The 20,237-nt window shown below is 54.6% G+C and carries 15 protein-coding genes; 6 read left to right on the top strand and 9 right to left on the bottom strand.

The features are described from left to right. On the bottom strand, positions 1-1,179 hold the full coding sequence (locus M8014_RS03255) for a Gfo/Idh/MocA family protein (RefSeq protein WP_271281109.1): 1,179 nt from the start codon (positions 1,177-1,179) through the stop codon (positions 1-3). Positions 1,180-1,196: 17 nt separating this feature from the next. Continuing rightward, positions 1,197-2,351 (bottom strand): Gfo/Idh/MocA family protein, encoded by a 1,155-nt coding sequence (locus M8014_RS03250; RefSeq protein ID WP_271281108.1) that lies wholly within the window; start codon positions 2,349-2,351, stop codon positions 1,197-1,199. 200 nt (positions 2,352-2,551) lie between these two features. Between M8014_RS03250 and M8014_RS03245 the strand changes: the two genes are divergently transcribed. The 6 genes from M8014_RS03245 (at position 2,552) to M8014_RS03220 (ending at position 10,224) form a co-directional block, all read left to right on the top strand. Continuing rightward, positions 2,552-3,613 (top strand): LacI family DNA-binding transcriptional regulator, encoded by a 1,062-nt coding sequence (locus M8014_RS03245; protein ID WP_271281107.1) that lies wholly within the window; start codon positions 2,552-2,554, stop codon positions 3,611-3,613. 133 nt (positions 3,614-3,746) lie between these two features. Beyond that, a complete protein-coding gene (locus tag M8014_RS03240) occupies positions 3,747-4,643 on the top strand; it encodes an aminoimidazole riboside kinase (protein ID WP_271281106.1) in 897 nt (298 codons plus the stop codon). A 171-nt stretch (positions 4,644-4,814) separates the two neighbouring features. Further along, entirely contained in the window at positions 4,815-6,332 is a 1,518-nt protein-coding gene (locus tag M8014_RS03235) for a carbohydrate porin (RefSeq protein ID WP_271281105.1), read from the top strand. Between the two features lie 67 nt (positions 6,333-6,399). Continuing rightward, positions 6,400-7,770, top strand: a complete 1,371-nt coding sequence (locus M8014_RS03230; protein WP_271281104.1) for a sucrose-specific PTS transporter subunit IIBC — start codon at positions 6,400-6,402, stop codon at positions 7,768-7,770. Then, positions 7,770-9,179 carry a sucrose-6-phosphate hydrolase gene (locus M8014_RS03225; RefSeq protein ID WP_271281103.1) on the top strand — a complete coding sequence of 470 codons (1,410 nt, stop codon included), beginning with the start codon at positions 7,770-7,772 and terminating at the stop codon, positions 9,177-9,179. Before M8014_RS03230 ends, M8014_RS03225 begins: the two co-directional genes overlap by 1 nt. 28 nt (positions 9,180-9,207) lie before the next feature. Next, a complete protein-coding gene (locus tag M8014_RS03220) occupies positions 9,208-10,224 on the top strand; it encodes a LacI family DNA-binding transcriptional regulator (RefSeq protein WP_271281102.1) in 1,017 nt (338 codons plus the stop codon). Between the two features lie 6 nt (positions 10,225-10,230). Here the strand turns inward: M8014_RS03220 and M8014_RS03215 are convergent, their stop codons facing one another. The 7 genes from M8014_RS03215 to pgaA form a co-directional block, all read right to left on the bottom strand. Next, positions 10,231-11,754: an EAL domain-containing protein gene (locus tag M8014_RS03215; protein ID WP_271281101.1), complete on the bottom strand. Its 1,524-nt coding sequence runs from the start codon at positions 11,752-11,754 to the stop codon at positions 10,231-10,233. Positions 11,755-12,135: 381 nt separating this feature from the next. Further along, complete coding sequence (locus M8014_RS03210) at positions 12,136-12,360, bottom strand: hypothetical protein (protein ID WP_271281100.1); 225 nt, start codon at positions 12,358-12,360, stop codon at positions 12,136-12,138. A 71-nt stretch (positions 12,361-12,431) separates the two neighbouring features. Continuing rightward, positions 12,432-13,424: a hypothetical protein gene (locus M8014_RS03205; protein WP_418939595.1), complete on the bottom strand. Its 993-nt coding sequence runs from the start codon at positions 13,422-13,424 to the stop codon at positions 12,432-12,434. Between the two features lie 280 nt (positions 13,425-13,704). Next, positions 13,705-14,202, bottom strand: a complete 498-nt coding sequence (pgaD, locus tag M8014_RS03200) for a poly-beta-1,6-N-acetyl-D-glucosamine biosynthesis protein PgaD (protein ID WP_271281098.1) — start codon at positions 14,200-14,202, stop codon at positions 13,705-13,707. Then, positions 14,199-15,533: a poly-beta-1,6-N-acetyl-D-glucosamine synthase gene (gene pgaC / locus M8014_RS03195; RefSeq protein ID WP_271281097.1), complete on the bottom strand. Its 1,335-nt coding sequence runs from the start codon at positions 15,531-15,533 to the stop codon at positions 14,199-14,201. The genes pgaD and pgaC overlap by 4 nt, the downstream gene beginning before the upstream one ends. Beyond that, positions 15,530-17,545, bottom strand: coding sequence for a poly-beta-1,6-N-acetyl-D-glucosamine N-deacetylase PgaB (gene pgaB / locus M8014_RS03190; protein WP_271281096.1), 2,016 nt, complete (start codon positions 17,543-17,545; stop codon positions 15,530-15,532). The genes pgaC and pgaB overlap by 4 nt, the downstream gene beginning before the upstream one ends. Before the next feature lie 9 nt (positions 17,546-17,554). After that, on the bottom strand, positions 17,555-20,014 hold the full coding sequence (gene pgaA, locus M8014_RS03185; protein ID WP_271281095.1) for a poly-beta-1,6 N-acetyl-D-glucosamine export porin PgaA: 2,460 nt from the start codon (positions 20,012-20,014) through the stop codon (positions 17,555-17,557). Positions 20,015-20,237 lie beyond the last annotated feature (223 nt).

Here is a 20,237-nt window from a genome sequence, read left to right as displayed (position 1 = left end):
TCAGATTCCCTGGTCCAGATTTTTGCCCAGCGAGATGGCACCCACTTCGCTGAAGTTCGCCACGCTGGCGGATTTTTCATAAAAACGGGGGGCGAGGGCGCTTGTCCCGCCGGTACGGTAAAACGGATCGTCAGGATGGATCGGCAGCGCAACAACAGCACCGGTTATGGCTGATTTATAAATGGCGGTAATCAGCTCCAGGGCACGTTTGCCCTGCACACCGTCGACCAGCGGGGCGCGGGCGTTGTCAATGCTCTGCAGCAGGTCGTGGATTTGCCCGGCGTGCAGCGTCCACTCGAGCATCGGCGTCTGCTGAAAGATGGCGTTAATCTCGGCTTCACGCCGGGTATCGTTCGTTGACTGTGGGAAGCCGTTATCCGCGCTGACGCTGGCAAAGGTCTGCCACGGCGCGGAGATGCGCGCTTTTTCGCCCTGAATAATGATTTTCTGATCTTCGCCATGATGTACCACTGAGGCGGTGAGTTGCGTAAGGGCACCGTCGGCGTATTTGAAAATAGCGGCGCTGAGATCTTCGACTTCTGCGTTGTCGTGCGCGACGTTGCTTACCATTGCCACCACTTCACTCGGGAATCCGAGTAGCCACTGGATAGCGTCGATGTGATGTACCGCGTGGTTAAGCGTGCAGCCGCCGCCCTCTTTTTCCCAGGTGCCACGCCACCACAGGTCGTAGTAGCTATGACCCCGCCACCAGAAGGAATCCACCTGCGCATGGCAAACCTTGCCCGCCAGCCCTGAGTCCAGCGCCGCTTTCAAGCGCCAGAAGGCATCGGTGAAGCGGTTTTGCGCAATAATCGACAGCGTTTTTCCGCTCGCCTGCTGGGCGGCGATCATCGCATCACACTCTTCCAGCGAGGCGGACATTGGCTTTTCGCATAACACATGGCAACCGGCATGCAGGGCATCAATGCTGATCTCCGCGTGCACGTAGGGAGGAGTACAAACATCGACAATATCAATGTCGTGTTCATTCGCCAGCATCTGCTGGTGACTGGCGTAAACGCGGGCATCGGTCAGGCCGTAGCGCGCTTTTTTCTCGTGGGCCTTTTCCGGGTAGATATCCACCAGGGCAACAATCCGGCAGCGCTGACCAAACTGTAAGTAAGCCTGAATATGGTTATGCGAGATATTGCCTGTTCCCACAATCGCGATAGTTAACATCGTTGGATCTCCGGGAGTCACCAGGTGCCTGACGCATCTAAGGTGCGACTGGTGGCGGCTTTATCCGCTGACGTCGCAATACGTTGCTGCAGCAGGGATAAATACAGTGATTCATCGAGCGGCAAGTCGACCCAGTCGTCCGTCCAACTGGAAAGGTGCATCGCATTGGAGAGCGTCAGCCCGTGAATACCGTCCTGTCCTGGCGCAATCAGCGGTTCACCGCGCAGGATAGCGGCGCAGAAGTTGGCGGTAATGACGTGATGCTCGCTGCATTCCGGCGCTACGGGGAGGGTGACCTCCCAGCATTCGGGCTCGCCAAAGCCATCCTGCCAGCGGGCATTAAACGCCGTTTCGGACTCGCGCAGCCGCCAGTAGCGCAGTTTCCCCTCCTCGACGACCACTTTGCCCCGATCGCCGGTGATTTCCAGCCGGTTGGTGCCCGGCGTTTCGGCTACGGTCGTGATAAACACGCCGGTGGCACCGTTGGCGTACTCCGCATAGGCGGTAACCTCGTCCTCCACTTCAATGTCGCGATGCTTACCAAACTGGCAGAACGCTCGCAGGCGAACCGGCATCCCGACCAGCCACTGCCACAGGTCGAGCTGATGCGGATCCTGATTGAGCAGCACACCGCCACCTTCACCTTTCCAGGTGGCGCGCCATCCGCCCGAGTTGTAGTAGCTCTGGGAGCGATACCAGTTGGTGATTATCCAGCTGGAGCGACGGATGGCCCCCAGTTCGCCGCTATCAATAAGATCTTTCACCTTGCGGTACAGCGGGTTGGGGCGCTGGTTATACATTATCCCGAACACCACCTCGCACTCCTGCGCGCAGGCGTTCATCTCCCGGACCTGAGCGGTATATACGCCCGCCGGTTTTTCACACAGGGTATGGATGCCATGACGCATCGCCAGCACAGACAGGCGAGGGTGTTCGTAATGGGGAGTGGCGACAATTACCGCATCAATTAGCCCGCTCTGGAGCATATCCTGCGCATCACTAAACAGGGGAATGGATTCACCCACCAGGTGGCGTATGGCCGGGTGCTTTTCGGGCGCGTTATCGCAAACGGCCGTCAGCGTGGCATCCTTTACGATGCCCGACAGAAGATAACGCACATGGACGGTTCCAATATTACCTACACCAATAATGCCAAAGCGTACATTTTTCATCTCGCACCTTACGTTCAAATTTTAAGCCCATAAAAGAGGGGTGACTTGAAAATATGGAGGGTGCATCGCGGCGGCAAGATTATTTTATGGTTAGAATTCCAGCACGCCGTGTAGAATCAATAATACTTGTTTTTACAGTTTAAAATCAGATGGTTACGTTGCAATTTTTTGCAAGAAATGAATGTGAATGAGGTCACATTATGTCAGACAGGCTCAAAATGAAGGAAATCGCATCACTGACAGGTTATTCCATCAGTACCGTTTCTCGGGTGTTAAGCGGGAAATCCTACGTCAGCGATCAGGCCCGCGAGGCCATTGTTCGTCAGGCGCTGGAATTGGGTGTACTCGATTCAATCGTCAGCGGGCGGCTATTAATTAACCGCATTGCGGTGTTTGCGCCGGAAAGAACCTTTCAAGGGCGGGGGGATATTTTTTATCTCGAAGTGACCAAGGGTATTTCTGAAGCCTGTGCCTCCCATAGCGTGCGTATTAGCTATCATGGACTGGAAGAACAACGCGCCGATCTGCAAAAGTTTTTGAGCAAAGCCGGGCATAAAGAGACGGACGCGGTCATCCTGATTGGCATTGACGACGTCACCATCCTGAAACTCGCCAGTACGCTGAATAAACCCTGCGTGTTAATCAATTCTCTCGATCGCGAGATGGCGCTGGATGCGGTTTCGCCCGATCATCACGCTATTGGTTTTACGGCGCTGCGGCATATTTTTGAAACCGGGCATCGCCGTGTTTTGACGGTCACCTGTTTACGCCGGCAAACGCTGGTTACGCGTCTTGAGGGCATCAAAGAGGCTTATCGTCTGTTTCATGTGCCTTTTGAACCGCAGCGCGATTTACTGGTAACCGAAGGCTTCACGGCAGAAGAGGCAGAGCATTCACTCGATGAATGGCTTTCCAGTCACGATCGCGACGCCTGGCCCGACGTGATTTTCACCAACAGCGTGGGGATGACAGGGGGGGTGATAAACGTACTGCAGCGTTACGGGCTGAGTATTCCGGGCGATATCTCTATTATCACCACCGACGTCGCGTGGAATTTACAGCATCCGTCTACGCAGCCGATAACGGGCGTCACGGTTCCCTGCCGGGACTTGGGCTTTGAAGCGGTGCATTTACTCCAGATGCGACTGAGTCGCCCGCAGGCTCCGGTTTATAACGTGCTGCTGCAGGGGAAGGTTATCGACCGGGGAACGGTGAGTCACGCGACGCGCCACGCTGCGCGCAGCGAGCAAGGGATCATGTAACGATACAGACATCTCTGCCATTTCTGGCGCGTTCCCATAACGCTTCCTCATCGCGGTCAAGCCACTATTCCCCGATTTCAGATGTTGTGCTTAAATAGCTAAACCGGTTTAATTAATTTAGCTAGAGGTAAAAATGAACAAAATATGGGTCCTGGGCGATGCCGTTGTCGATTTGTTGCCTGATGGCAAAGGGCGTTTACTGCAATGCCCGGGCGGAGCACCTGCCAACGTGGCGGTCGGCGTTGCGCGTTTAGGCGGCGAGAGCGGCTTTATAGGTCGGGTAGGAGACGATCCCTTTGGCCGCTTTATGCGCCAGACGCTGATCGACGAGAGGGTGGATGTGCAGTCTCTGTCTGTCGATGCGCAGCAACGCACCTCGACGGTGGTTGTCGAGCTGCAATCCGACGGCGAACGCGCGTTCACCTTTATGGTCCGCCCCAGTGCCGACCTGTTCCTGCAGCCGCAGGATTTACCGGCTTTCCATCAGGGGGAGTGGCTGCACACCTGCTCCATTGCGCTAAGCGCCGAACCGAGTCGAACCACCACCTTTCAGGCAATGGATGCCGTTAAAAAGGTGGGTGGTTCCGTCAGTTTCGACCCCAATATCCGCGCCGATCTCTGGCAGGATGCCGTTGTTTTACGGGATTGCCTCTCTCAGGCGCTACGCAAAGCTGACATGGTCAAGCTGTCGCGAGAGGAGCTAGCGTTTCTCACCGGTCACCACGCTGTCGAACAAGGTCTGAGGCACTTAGTGGATCACTATGCGCTGCCAATGGTGCTGGTGACATTGGGCAAAGAGGGCGTTGTTGTCTGGCACAACGGGCAGTTAACTGCCTACGGCGCACCGGTGGTAAAGAGTGTGGATACCACCGGCGCGGGCGATGCCTTTGTTGCCGGGATGCTGTATGGCCTGGCGAGTGGCGCCTCAGATTTTGCGGCTATCATCGCACTGGCGCAGCGTTGTGGTGCACTCGCGACGACCGCCAAAGGGGCGATGACTGCACTACCTTATCGGCGCGATCTTGATTAACCAGGTACTCCGGACGCTGCCTCGGGGTCTGATTTGTCGTCCGGGTCACATTTACTAAAACGGTTTAGCAAAATAGGTTGCCCTGGCAAAATTGAGCGGTTTAGTATCTGCGAACTAAACCGGTTTAGCAATTTAGCAACTTTCAATAACCTCTTTTAGGGATGCGACAAAATGTATAAGAAACGCAGACTTGCCGTGATGATTGGCATGCTGGCCGGAAGTGCCTCTGTCTATGCGCAGACAGATATGAACAGTATCGAGCAGCGTCTTGCCGCGCTTGAACAACGCCTGCAGGAGGCCGAAGGGCGTGCAACGGCTGCTGAAAAACGCGCCACCGCTGCAGAACAAAAAACACAGCAGCTGGTCACGGAACAGCTGCAAACACAAACCCGCACGCAGGACGTTGCACAGCGCACCGCAGCGTTAGAGAAAAAATCAGACCAGGCCAGCGGATTCGAATTTCACGGTTATGCTCGCTCAGGACTGTTGATGAACGACGCGGCATCCAGCAGTAAAAGCGGCCCGTATTTGACACCCGCAGGTGAAACGGGCGGCGCGGTAGGGCGTCTCGGCAATGAGGCAGACACCTACGTTGAGCTGAACGTGGAACATAAACAGACGCTGGAAAATGGGGCGACAACACGCTTTAAGGCGATGCTCGCCGATGGTCAAAAAACCTATAACGACTGGTCAGCAGACTCCAGCGACCTGAATATTCGCCAGGCGTTTGCAGAGTTGGGCAGCTTGCCCGATTTTAGCGGACCGCTGAAGAGCAGCACCTTCTGGGCCGGTAAGCGTTTCGACCGTGACAACTTCGATATCCACTGGCTCGATTCTGATGTTGTGTTCCTGGCCGGGACCGGGGGCGGGGTCTATGACGTGAAATGGGACGACGATTTCCGCAGCAATTTCGCTATTTACGGGCGCAACTTCGGCAGCGAAGAGGAGATCGACAACAACGTTCAAAACTACATTTTGAGCATGAATCACTTTGCCGGTCCACTGCAGGTGATGGTGAGCGGCATGCGCGCAAAGGACAACGAAGACCGTCAGGATGCCAACGGCGATGCGATCAAAACCGATGCCGCTAACAACGGCGTCCATGCGCTGGTGGGCTTGCACAACGACAGCTTCTACGGCCTGCGTGAAGGTTCTGCCAAAACGGCATTACTGTACGGTCACGGTCTGGGCGCAGAAGTGAAAAGCATCGGTTCCGACGGTGCATTGCTGTCAGAAGCCGATACCTGGCGCTTCGCCAGTTACGGTGTCACGCCACTCGGCGGCGGCTGGCATATCGCGCCTGCGCTGCTGGCGCAGAGCAGCAAAGATCGTTATGTCAAAGGCGACAGCTACGAGTGGGTCACCCTCAATACGCGGTTGATTAAGGAAGTGACGCAGAACTTTGCCCTTGCCTTTGAGGGTAGCTATCAATACATGGATCTGAATCCGGAAGGCTACAAGGACCGCAACGCGGTGAACGGGAGCTTCTACAAACTGACGTTTGCCCCGACGTTAAAAGCGGGCAAGATCGGCGATTTCTTCAGTCGTCCGGAATTACGGTTGTACGCCACATGGATGGACTGGAGCAGCAAACTGGATAACTACGCCAGCGATGATGCCTTTGGCAGCAGCGGCTTCAACGCAGGTGGGGAATGGAACTTTGGGGTACAGATGGAAACCTGGTTTTAACCCTTCACGCTCCCGCCTGGCGGGGGCGTCACTGTCATCATAAAAATAAGTTCAGGTAGAGGTGTTTATGGATTTCGATAATATTGCCCGCGCGCTGATTCCGCTGCTCGGTGGAAAAGAGAACATTGCCAGCGCGGCGCACTGTGCCACGCGTTTACGTCTGGTACTGGTTGACGATGCGCTGGCCGATCAGCAGGCGGTAGGCCAGGTCGAAGGGGTCAAAGGGTGTTTTCGCAACGCGGGTCAAATGCAGATTATTTTCGGCACCGGCGTTGTTAATAAAGTCTATGCTGCCTTTATTCAGGCCGCGGGAATAGGTGAGTCCACCAAGTCTGAAGCTGCCGACATTGCGGCGCGCAAGCTGAATCCGTTCCAGCGTATCGCACGCCTGCTGTCGAATATTTTCGTGCCGATTATCCCTGCTATCGTCGCATCGGGTCTGTTGATGGGCCTGCTGGGGATGGTAAAAACGTACGGTTGGGTGAATGCCGATAACGCCATCTACATCATGCTCGACATGTGCAGTTCCGCGGCGTTTATTATTTTGCCGATCCTGATTGGTTTTACCGCCGCCCGCGAATTTGGCGGTAACCCGTACCTGGGGGCGACTCTGGGCGGGATTCTGACGCATCCGGCGTTGACCAACGCCTGGGGCGTGGCGTCGGGTTTCCATACCATGAACTTTTTTGGTCTCGACATTGCCATGATCGGCTATCAGGGGACGGTATTCCCGGTACTGTTAGCGGTATGGTTTATGAGCCATGTCGAAAAACAACTTCGCCGGGTGATCCCCGACGCGCTGGACCTGATCCTGACACCGTTTTTCACCGTCATTATTTCCGGTTTTATTGCGTTGCTGATTATTGGCCCGGCGGGTCGCGCATTGGGCGACGGTATCTCGTTGGTACTGAGCACCTTGATTGAGCATGCGGGTTGGCTGGCAGGGCTGTTATTCGGTGGTTTGTACTCGGTGATAGTGATTACCGGTATTCACCACAGCTTCCACGCTATCGAAGCCGGATTGCTGGGCAATCCGTCGATTGGGGTTAACTTCCTGCTGCCGATTTGGGCGATGGCGAACGTCGCGCAAGGTGGGGCGTGTCTGGCCGTATGGTTCAAAACCAAAGATGTGAAGATTAAAGCGATTACCTTGCCGTCTGCATTTTCCGCCATGCTGGGGATCACCGAGGCAGCCATCTTCGGTATTAACCTGCGCTTTGTGAAGCCGTTTATCGCGGCGCTGATTGGCGGTGCAGCGGGCGGAGCCTGGGTCGTTTCAGTGCATGTGTATATGACGGCCGTGGGACTGACGGCGATCCCCGGCATGGCGATTGTGCAGGCGAACTCGCTGCTGAACTATATCATCGGCATGGTCATTGCCTTTGGCGTCGCCTTTGCCCTCTCTTTACTGCTGAAGTACAAAACGGACTCTGAATAATGACGATGCCTTCTCGCTGGCCTGCGGTACTGCAGGCCGTTATGAAAGGCCAACCGCAGGCGTTGGCTGACGATGATTATCCCCGGTGGCATCTGGCACCGGTTACGGGATTGATGAACGATCCCAACGGGTTTATCTGGTTTGCCGGGCGTTACCACCTTTTCTATCAGTGGAACCCGCTGGGATGCGATCATCGCTATAAATGCTGGGGCCACTGGAGTTCGGCTGATTTAGTGCAATGGCAGCATGAACCCATGGCACTGATGCCTGATGAAGAGTATGACCGTAACGGCTGCTACTCTGGCAGCGCCGTGGATGATCAGGGTGTATTAACGCTGTGCTACACCGGTAACGTCAAATTCGATGACGGCAGTCGCACCGCATGGCAATGTCTGGCGGTACAAAACGAGACCGGAGGTTTTGATAAGCTCGGTCCCGTACTCGCCTTGCCGGAAGGGTACACTGGTCATGTGCGCGACCCCAAAGTGTGGCAGCACGAGGGTCACTGGTACATGGTGTTGGGCGCACAGGATTTACAAAAGCGCGGCAAGGTTCTGCTGTACCAGTCTGCTGATTTGCGCAGCTGGCAGCCCCGCGGCGAAATAGCGGGTCATGGCGTAAACGGCCTGCAAAACGCGGGCTACATGTGGGAATGTCCGGATCTGTTCGAGCTGGACGGTACGCACGTGCTGATCTGCTGTCCGCAGGGGCTCGCACGCGAGCCACACCGCTATCTCAATACCTATCCCGCGACCTGGATGCACCGAGATTTTCGTTATGACCCGGCCACCTTTACGCATGGCGAGCTGCAAGAGCTGGATGCCGGGTTTGAGTTTTATGCCCCACAAACGACATTAGCGGCTGATGGACGTCGGATCCTGATTGGCTGGATGGGCGTCCCGGACGGGGAGGAGATGTTACAGCCAACGCGCGAAAATGGCTGGATCCATCAGATGACCTGTCCGCGAGAGTTGCACTTCCGCGAGGGGAAACTGTGGCAAACGCCGGTTCAGGAGTTGCAACAGCTACGCCAGACAGAACACAGCTGGCAAGGATCTGCAGACAATGCGCCGCTGCTGGACGCAACGCGCCTTGAGTTTGAGCTTAGAGCGGACGCACCGGTTAAGGTGAATTTCGCCAACACGCTGTGGCTCAGCCTGGATGAAAAGGGAATAAGGCTGGAACGAAAAAGCCTGCACAACGACGACATGTTGACGCGTTACTGGCAGGGGAAGGTCACCTCTCTGCGCGTGTTGTGCGACAGCTCCAGCGTGGAAATTTTCGTCAATGAAGGTGAGGGCGTTATGAGCAGTCGCTATTTCCCGCACCATCCGGCGCAAATAGGCTTCGAAGGTGCGTCAGCCATCACATTACGCTACTGGTCGCTTCGCGCCAGCATGGTAGAATGAGGGTTTTGGCAGCCGGATCTAAGTCGTTGTGAGAAAAACAAAACGCATCACTATTAAAGACGTAGCAGAACTGGCGGGCGTATCGAAAGCGACCGCCAGTCTGGTTTTGAATGGTCGCAGCAAAGAATTACGTGTCGCGGAAGAGACCCGCGACCGCGTGCTGGCCATTGCCAAACAGCATCACTATCAGCCCAGCATTCATGCGCGATCGCTGCGGGATAACCGTAGCCATACCATTGGACTGGTCGTGCCAGAAATCACCAACTACGGCTTTGCTGATTTTTCTCATGAGCTGGAGACGCTGTGCCGCGAAGCCGGTGTCCAGTTGCTTATCTCCTGTACGGATGAAAATCCGGGACAAGAAACCGTGGTGGTGAACAATATGGTTTCCCGCCAGGTTGATGGCCTGATTGTGGCCTCCAGCATGTTGAATGATACTGACTACCAAAAACTCAGCGAACAGCTGCCCATCGTGCTGTTTGACAGGCATATGAACGACAGCTCGTTACCGCAGGTCATTACCGACTCCATAACCCCGACCAAAGCGCTCGTCGCCGACATTGCTCGCCAGCATCCGGATGAAATCTATTTTCTGGGTGGACAGCCGCGACTTTCACCCACGCGCGACCGTTTAGAGGGATTTAAACAGGGGTTAGAGCAGGCCGGCGTCACATTGCGCCCGGAATGGATAGTTCATGGGAACTATCATCCAAGTTCCGGCTACGAGATGTTCGCCGCGCTGTGCGCACAGCTGGGTCGTCCACCTAAGGCCGTTTTCACTGCCGCCTGTGGGTTACTGGAAGGCGTGTTGCGTTACATGGGCCAACACAATCTGTTGCAAAGCGATATGCGACTGGCAAGTTTTGACGATCACTACCTGTACGATTCCCTGGCCATCCCCATTGATACCATCCGCCAGGATAATCGCCAACTGGCGTGGCACTGCTTTGATTTAATCGGCAAATTGATTGAGGGCGACGTCCCGGAACCGCTGCAACGCAAGCTGGATGCGACGCTGCAGCGGCGGTATAAACCGGCAGGATGATAAGGGTTACTCAACCCTTACTCTGACGTTCGGTTTGGATAACAGAATCTTGATCAGCTCCGTAAAGGGGACGGGTTTATAGAAGTAGTAGCCCTGCAGAAAGGTAATGTCATTGCGGTTGAGATAGTCCAGTTGCTCCTGCGTTTCCACGCCTTCGGCCACGATGCTAATCGAGAGTTTGCGCGCCAGGTCCAGCACCGAGTCCAGAATTCGGGTCGAGTCTTCATGCGCATTGACCCGGCCAACAAAACTTTGGTCAATCTTGATGTAATCGATATGCAAATCATACAGATATGAGAGACCCGAGTATCCGGTACCAAAATCATCCAGCGCAATGGCAAAGCCGTTTTCATGCAGTCGGTTCAGGGTCTGGACGAGATGGTCGTTGATATCCAACGGCTCACGCTCCGTGAGCTCAATAACCAGGTTCAAATCGTGCCGGGTAAAACTGTCTTTATATTTTAAGCACTCTTCCACGAAGGTGGGGGTACAAATATGAGACGCGCTGTAGTTAATCCCCACATGAAATCCCTCCGGCAGCTTGCTGGCAATAAGGTTCATATTTGCCGCCACTTGCGCCATCAGGCTTTGCGTGAGTGGCACAATTAACCCTGACTTTTCTGCGAGCGGGATAAACGACGCCGGAGAAATATAGCCTGCCTGCGGATGCTTCCATCTGGCCAGCACTTCCACACCGCGCAATGTGCCTGCTTTACCGTTTACGATCGGCTGATAAAAAGGGACGATCTCATTTCTGGCAATCGCTCTACGCAATGACTCTTCCGGCAGGGTATTTTTATTCAAGTACTTATGCAGAATATAGGCCGCCAGGCAGGACATCAGCAGTAAAAAAAATAACACGGCTCCGGCCTGGTTAATTAACCTCTGCAGGCTAAAAAATGGGGGAGGGGTGAACTCGATGCGGTAGGGATAATCTGTGGCCTGAACGTGTCCAGTGGGATGTTGCGTGTCTTTTACCATCATCGCGTCGCCGGTTATCCCGATAACGTTATTTCCCACTCTTAATGAATACCGGACATCTTTTAGCGGGATATTCAGGGCATCCCGTAGATGGTGGTCGCTGATGGTGACCACCATCCGACTTTCTTCGACGTTCGTTTGATATAGCAGAACGGGACGTTCATTGACCGAGCTTCTGGCAGGCACCAGCAGCAATTGCGAATCCGGTAACGCAGAAACATTCACCAGCAACACACGGTTACCCGGAAGGGACGAACACCAGGCCTTTCCCTGTCTGAGAATGATGATAGTTCTGAGATGGGGTTGAAGGGCCGCCTCGATACCCAGCTGATACTGTTCATCCAGCTCACAGCCTTTCGCAGCAATCTTCATTGCCGTGCGGGTGGCAAGCCGCGCTTCATCAAGGATCGCATTGATATTTTTTATTGCATACCTGGCCCCCGTAAAGCTGTCGGCGCGCGCAGAGTACCAGAGCTGTGTACTTAAAATAAAAACACCCAACACAAACATGGCCACAGCAACAGCGATGGGAACAAGTGCATTGCGCATTTACGCATCCTTGGTATGAGAGAGCCGATGGCGCTGGCAGCATCAGAAGTGACTGATTCTATAGTTATAAAAAGCATGGTCGACAAAATTAAAAATAACCATGCTGGTGGGTAAATTTTTGTTTAAAACAGCAGACGGTCGGATTTATTTAACCATGCTGGAGGCTATTAACGACCAGGGTCATCAGGACTGAAAAATGCTGGATTCTGCCTGGCTTCATGTTGGTGCGCATAATGTATATTATGTTAAATACGATCCAGGTTAACGACGCAGGTCTAACAAGACACTTCTAACCTTAATCACTCCTCCTCCTTCACTGCTCTGTGCACAACCTACTTCTTACATCGGCATAAAAACCCAGCGCGTTGGCCGGGCCTCCTGTTAAACCATTTTCATAGATTGCCGTTCAGCGGCTTTCACTACGGCCATAAACGCTTTGACCCCTGGATCTGTGTCTGGTGACAGCATGCGCATGATCGATTTTGAATTACGCCCTACCTCATCAGAAATGGCAGGAAAACCGCACGTTACTTTAATGAGTTTGAAGGGATTGGGTGTTGATAACGGGTTCTGCGAGGGATGTTCAGGGATGATGACGTTCGGCATTACAAATCATGACTCCGTGAGAACCCTTCTCCTGCATTCTCACGGAGCGATAAGACACCGCATCTTAATCACTAAACCTGATGCGTTGTCACAACCACCTTGTGTTGACGATGGTAACCGGCAGCGCCTGTCGCGCCAGCAACGATAGCCATAACCACCAACATGAAGAAACTAAACCAGCTGGCCTTCGCGGCGGCGGCGGCGGCTTTCTCGCCCGCTTCCCGCGCTTTTTGTTCGGCCTGTTTTTTCAGCTCTTCATATTTCTGACGGGCAACCTGATAATTTTTCTGCGCCTGATCGACCATCTGCTCCGCTTCGGCATCACTCTTGCCGGTTCTGGCCATGATGATGTTTTTCAGCGCCTGACGATCGGCTGCTTCAAAGGTGGCACTGTTTCGGTCCGTTAATCCTTTAATAAACCGGGTGACATCCCCGCCTTGATTCATGTTTTGTTGCGCCATGTTCGCTTCATTGCTCGCATTCTGTTCAAGCGCTTCGGGTTGTAATTCTGGCTTACCTGTCTGTCTTAATGTTAATTCCAGTTGATTCTGGAAATCGTCAAGGTTGATATTATTTTCCGCTAACTTTTCCTTCGCCATTTGCGTGACGGAAGGTGCAACGGCTTTAATACTGCTGCCGACGGTTTGCATTCCTGAACCCACCACACTAATAGCACCACTGGTCGCATTATTGGCAAGCATGATTAAAAATGCGGTACAAATAAGCGTGTTCACACCAAAAACTAATACGCCATGTAATGAACCGTGACGGTGGGCCAGCCAGCCGCTGACATATCCGCCGACGGCGGCAGAGATAATCATACTGACTCCGATCCAGATGGCGGCCCCGGTGGCTAAGCCTTCAAGAGGACGCTCTTCCTGCAAAGGGTCTACTGTGGTCGCCCCGATTGCCGAACCTAAAATCATTAATAACAGATAAACAACGATGGATATTACAACGCCTGCAAATACCGCGCTCCATGAGATTCTCTTATGGATAAGCGGATTAATCGCCGGGTAAAGCGGATCGACTCTTCTTTCTTCAACATGTTGATAATTAGTCATTTTAATCTCCACTGTTTTCAGTATTATCAGGATAATAAAATAGGTTAATGATTTGTTAAAACTAACCATCAACATTAATAATAGCCCTTGCTGAATTTAATGATTGCTTATATTACCGAGGAGAGGTTTTAGCGGCTTCGTTTAAACGAAGCGCCAGGCGAGAAGCAGTGAAATATATTATTTTCAGGAAAGATGAAGTAATGAGATGTGAGATATCGATAGCAAAGCGCTGCTCACCTGCCCGGCTCCGTGGGCAGCGCTTTGCTCAACGTTGTTATGGCTACATAACAACCCGGTGATGGTCATGGGCGAATAACGAATCCAGCCTGATGACATTTTCCGGCAGCAACGCATCGTCCTGCGCCGGCCCGACGCCTTCAATATGGTCGATGTCGCCCTTGTCATCGTGATAAACCGTCATCACCCTGGCCTCGCTCAGCTGGTGAGTCAGGTTCTCAGAGATGTGCAGGCTGGTTGCCAGTTCAGGCTCTTCCAGCCCTGCTTTACGGCGGCGGCGCTCTATGCGGAAGCGATACTGGTTATATTTTGCCCAGCCGATCAGCACCAGGCCATTGAACAACGCAACTACTGTATAAATAGTCAGTGTGTCGAGCGTAATGAAGAAAGGTCTTATCTCCGTCTGATGGGAACGGTCCAGTGCTAAGGCCAGGCCGTTATAAATCAGCCAGATAAAGACACCCCAGGCGAGCAGCGTGAGCGCAACATCGACCAGTCTGGGCATTCGACGACGTTCCGTAAAGATCAGCGGTTGATTCATGATTTGATTCTCCCAATACCACGGTCAGGACTGACCCAGCGAGCTCTGCCGCGCTGGCGCATCAGCATGACTTTCGGGAATGCGACAAGGGTTGTAAACAAGCTCAGCACCCAATACACCACCGGGAACCAGATTATCCAGAACAGTGAGGCGGTAATGCCCTTCTCATAGCGCCGTTCGATCAGCAGGCTGACCAGGAACTGCAGAAGGCACACCACGCCCAACATCAGTCCGGTAAAGCCCGGTGGGAACAGATGGTGAACGTACAGGCTTTCAGGCATCGGCAGTATCAGCCCCATCAGGAACAGCAGAATGCTGATTGCGTAAGAAAAAGCCCAGACGGTCGACAGGCAAAACTCGGCAAACAGCGGCCACATCCGGCGATATTCCCAGGCCCACAGGCGGCGCATATTGACGATAAACACTTCAGCGCCGCCCTGCGCCCAGCGAAGACGCTGCTTCCAGAGTCCTTTAAGCGTCTCCGGCATCAGGATCCAGCACAGCGCGCGCGGTTCAAAGAATACCGACCAGTGCCGGAGCTGCAGCTTCCAGCTGATATCAATGTCCTCGGTGATCATGTCCGGACTCCAGTACCCGACTTCCGCCAGCGCCCGGCGGCGAAACGCGGCAATGACGCCGGAGACGGTGAACACCTGGCCGTACACGCGCTGGGTGCGTTTGATAAGGCCAATGATCGAGCTGAACTCGCCAACCTGCACCCGGCCAATCAGCGTCGAACGGGTCCGAACCCGTGGGTTCCCGGTTACGGCACCCACGCGTGGGAACTGCAGCAGCGGCGCCACCATATAGGCTGCGGCGTCACGATCCAGTAACGCATCCCCGTCGATACAAACCAGAAAATCACTGCGTGCCGCGCCCGCGCCGGTTTTCAACGCCACAGCTTTGCCCTGATTTTCGGCCAGATGAATCACCCGTAGCCGCGGGTATTCGCTCGCCAGTTGGTTCAGTACCTCACCGGTGTTATCTTTTGAACCGTCGTTAATGGCGATCACTTCAATGTTTTCATAGCGCTGCGCAAGCGCCGCTTCGATGGTCTCCCTGGCGTTATCTCCTTCGTTATAGCAAGGGATCAGGATCGAAATCAGCGGCGATCCCTCCAGCACCGGCGGAGGCGTGTCTTTCCCCCACTTCCAGTGACGTTCACGGTAGAACCAGAAGTAAAGCCCGCCGCTCATCCACAGGGCAGACATAAACAATGGCCATAAGAAAATAAAGTTCAGCATCACTTCGCCGGTAAAGATGACGGCCACGCTCAGAGGCAGGCTGAACATCAGGCAAAGGATGAGGAAAGCGACAATGCGATCGGTCATTTTTGCGGATACCAGAATGAGGAGAATGTCGATCGAACCTCTGACATCTCAGGTTTATCGTTGATGAAATCATCGGGGTAATAGCCGTAGTTGACCGCCCCGCTCAGCTTCAGCTGACGCATCCAGTCGGCCAGCTGTGTACCGCTGATTTCACTTTGCCCTTCGGGTTGTCGCCAGTCGCGCGCCTGCAGCTCGAACACGGTCTTGTCCAGTGCGCCAGGATGTTGGGCAACGGCATTGACCAGTTTATCGAGCCAGGCATTGGACTCATCAAGTGGCACTTTCTCCATCAATGGCATCGCCATCGGAGCCGTCCAGTTATAGGTGCCAAGGAAATCGGAGAGGTTCTGCGCAAACCACGCCTCGCTCTCCGGCTCCAGTACTGGCATGGCATAAATGTTGCGCGCCGTTTTCACCTGCGGGCCGCGAATCGCCTGCGTGGCCCGGGTGAGCTGGAGAGTAAAGTCGATCAGGGCGCGGCTCTTGAACCGCGTCCAGCGTTCAAACATCTGGGGGTTATCGCGAATCTTCCCGATGTCGCCCGGGAACCCGGCGGCCCGGTAAGCAGCCAGCGCATCCGGCGAGGCATCTTCAAAGTCAGTCAGGAAGGCATCATCGTGGAACAAGATCCCTTTAAAGCTGGCGTGCGTTGCCAGGTCCTGATAGATCTCGGTGATACGTTTACGCGCCTCGGCGTTCCAGGGAGAAAGACGTATATATTGCTGTTTGTCAACGGCGCTGCGGTGGGTGTCCGGATCCCATTTCATGACGCGCGGGATGGAACCATCAAGATCGAATGCCAGCACCGGCATCCAGGCGAAAACCTCCACGCCGGCACGGGTCTGTAACTGCCAGGCAAGATAGTTAAACAGGTCGGCGCGCATCGGCAGCCAGCGGTTAGGGAAGTACAGCTCACGGATGTTGCCGTCACCTTTCGGATCGGCGTAGGCCTGCAGGAAAACATGCGAGATACGCATGTCATAAACACGCTGGATCAGCTTGTCGATATTTCTGCGCTGCTGATCCGGGTTCTTATCGTAAACATAATCGAGGTCGACGTGCATCACCCGCATCGTGCGCGGCTCACGTACCTGTGCCACCTGGGCGGCAAAGCGCTGGAGTGACGGGTTATCGGAGATCAAAATACGCGGCACATCGTCCAGATTGGCGGCGTTAGCCAGTCCCTCGTTCAGGGTGAACGCCATCTGATAGCCGTGCTCTTTCGCGATCTGCCAGGTGGTTCCGCTCGCGGCACCATAAGGCCATACCCAGGCGCGCGGTGCTTTGCCGGTGACCTCAGTGATTTTTTGCGTAATCAGATCCAGATCGGTATTAATGCGCTGGCTGAACTGCGCGTCCGTTTCATACTGTTTGGTGGCTTTATTGTAGAGGTGGTTGGCGACGGCAGGCTGCTGACTGCCCTGCGGGTTAGCCGTGCTGCCGTAATGCGAAGCCCAGGTATGGGCGCCAATTTCAACCAGCGGCGACTCCCCCATCTCCTTAACCATTTGCCAGGTGGCAAATTTATCGCGCGGCGTCATCAAGCCGCCAAAGTTGACAGGCTTGCCGGGCGGTGAGTCCACCCAGCTCCCGACCGGCGCCCACAGCGCAGGCCAGTTGTAGGATTTCAGCAGCGGCCAGACCCGGGTGTAAAAGCTGCTGTAACCATCATCGAAGGTCAGCAGGACGGCTTTCTCTGGCAGCACGATTTTGCCGTCGTGCGCATCGAGGATTTGCTGCACGCTCACCGGGTGATAGCCGTTGTCGCGCAGCCAGGCCATCTGATCGTTCAGGGCGCTGGTGCGCACCGACAGATAGCGCTGGTCGGCCGCATTATCCTCCACATCGTGATAGCCGATCACCAGAAAACTGTTTTTCGGCCAGGCGTGATCGGCGGTCAGTGGGGCCCTGTCCGCCGGGGGATCATAGCGCGGCGTGTTCGCCCCACCGCAGGCGGTGATCAGTATCCATCCGGCGATGAGCAAGGTCGAGCGCAGCCCTTTCTTTAACATAGTCGGCCCCTAAAACCTGACGTTCAAATCGAAAGCGATGGCGATGTTCCGCTCTCGCTTGCCATCGTACGGACGTTTATCCCAGGTCAGCATCAACCCGCCGTCCACCACATGATTCCACTGGATACGCTGTCCGTACCCCAGCTGGGTGACCACACCCGTTCCGTGATCCTGCTGCCAGTAGCTGCCGACCCCCGCGGTAAGCTGTTGTGTCCAGACCGTGTCATACAGGCGATACAGAACATGTTCCGCACTCAGCCCCGGCACGATGGTAAAGTCCTGTTTCGGGTTGTAATACAGCACGTCTTCTTTGCTGTTAACGCTGCCGCTGATTGCCGGGATGAAATCCAGGGTAAAGCGCGGTTTGGTCCACAGGCGCTCTTTGCCGCTCAGACCGTATTCAATACGGTCGTTGCCATCGGAGAAATGCGATCCGGCAAAAGAGAGCTGGTATTCGCGCCGCTCGTTCTGATACCAGCGAATGTATCCGTCGCCGCCATTGGCGCTGACGTTATTGCGCAGGGCACGCAAAGGCGTGCTGCGCGCCAGCCGCTCGGCCGAGGCCCCTACCCGCCAGTTGTCATTAAAGTCATGCCAGCCCGACAGACGCCCACCTATCTTTTGCCCATCGCCGTAGTTGCGACCGGAGATTTCCATTTCGGCCCAGTAATCACGGGAGGTCCATTCGGCACCGGCCGCCAGATCGCGGCTGATCCCCTTCCCTTCTTCGAACTCGCCGGTGGCAAAGTTGAAGCCGGTAAACAGGCGCCAGTTATCGTTAATCGGCGGGCTGTAAATCGCCGAATTTAAGGTGAAGTCGTGTTTACCGCTGACCGGACTGTCGGACGAAATACCCTGATAACCGTTGATCCGCAGTTCGGCCATTTTGTGGACGTCACGAATACGCGCCAGCCGCAGCGTTGAGGTATCATCCGGGCTACGGGCGATGACGTCATCGGTCAGCTCATCTGCCTGCTTCCACTCCTGCAGATCCAGAGCGACATAGGCCTGCTGGCGTTCCAGCTCAAGGTTGCTTGGCTCCAGCACTTCGGCAAGTTTTAGTTCAACTTCGGCTTTGCGCGGCAGTCCTCTCGCCTCCAGTACCGAGGCATAGGTGATGCGCAGTCCCTGACTCCCGGAGCCGGTGCGCGCTAAATGCTCGGCCTGTTTTTCGGCGGCAGGCAGATCGTTGGTGGCGATATAATACTGGCTGAGCATCATCTGGCCGGTCAGCCAGTTGTCGTTTGGCTGCAGCGTCGGGGAACCATAAATGCGCCGCAGATAGGGACTCTTCTTGATGTAATCATCGACCTGGAGCTTAGCCGCTTCGAAGTTCTCATTATCGATGCGGGCGAAAAACAGCTCCTGCTCATCTTCCGGGCTAAGCGGCGTCTGGGGAAGCGGCCCGGTTGGATAATAAATGCTCATCAGCAGTGCTTCGGCTTTTGCGGGCTGCTGTTGATTCAGGTAGGCGGTGGCGACCCAGCGTTTAGCGTAGGAAGGCACCGGCGCTTGCGCATCCAGTGCCTCGTATTCGGCAATCGCCTCAGCGTTACGCTTGCGGATAACCAGCGCGCCAATACGATCGGTTCGGGCGCGGCGGATATCCTCCTGCGCGTCCGGTAGCGTTTTCCACGCCGCAAGCAATTTATCGTAGCGTTCCAGAGCCCGGTCGGCCACAATAAAACGCTCCGCTTCGTTACGCGTTGGCGTGTAGGCCGAGCGCACAATTTGCGCAGCGGCATCCAGTTCCAGACGGCGTTTCATCGGATCAGAATCGGTAAGATTATCCGAGAGCTGAAGCGCCGGACCGGATATTCGGTTGGCTGCCAGTACCCCGATCATGGTGGATTTTGCGCTTTTATTTTGCGGATCCCCCACCTGCGCCTGGCTTGCCGCGAGCAAAGCATCCCAGTTCTTCCCTTGCGCCTGATACACATAAGCAACCAGCGCATCGCGATCGGGGCCCGGTTCCTGCTGCTGCCATTTTGTGGCTTCGGTTAATGCCTCTTCGTTGCGCCGGGCGTCGGCCAAAGTCATTATCCAACCGGTACGCGCGTCGGCATTTTCGGGTTCGGCGAGTAATACGTTTTCCCAGACCGTCAGCGACTGACCCCATTTTTGCTCGTTGCGCAGCACGCGAGCCACCGCAACCTGTCCGCGGGCGGGAATGTCTACTTGCCCACGATATCGCTGCCAGACCCTGAGCGTTTCCTGATCGTTATTCGCCCAGCTTGAGACCTGTAGCCAGTCGGCCACCTGCTCAGCGGTCAGCGCTTTTTGCGCTTCCTGGGCCTGAAAATAATTCAGCAACGGTTTAGTGTTACCGGCTCGGGCTTCCATCACCAGAGCGTCATACTCTTCTGTGTCAGCCAGAGCCTGCACAGGAAAAAGAACGGCGGCGGTACAAATGCAGCCCACCAACCTGATGTTATTTATCGTTTTTGTCGACCGACGAATGCTGAACATAGCTTTTTTATATCCTTATGCCAGAGCAGGAGTAAGCTGTATCATTCAATGTGTTTCTTCATGATTCTTTAATAAATAAAGCCTCAGAACTTAACGGTGATAAATATAGTTATAAATCTGACGCCTTTGTATTATTGACAACGCAATAAAACGTATATTTATAGGTCTGGAAAATTAACGCCTTTAAAAATCTAACACTGGTTTCCAAAATATTCCAGGAAAC

The sequence above is a fragment of the Silvania hatchlandensis genome, from assembly GCF_025564065.1.
Classification (GTDB): Bacteria; Pseudomonadota; Gammaproteobacteria; order Enterobacterales; family Enterobacteriaceae; genus Enterobacter; species Enterobacter hatchlandensis.
Note: the sequence above shows the minus strand (reverse complement) of the source record. Positions and strands in the feature narration are given on the sequence as shown.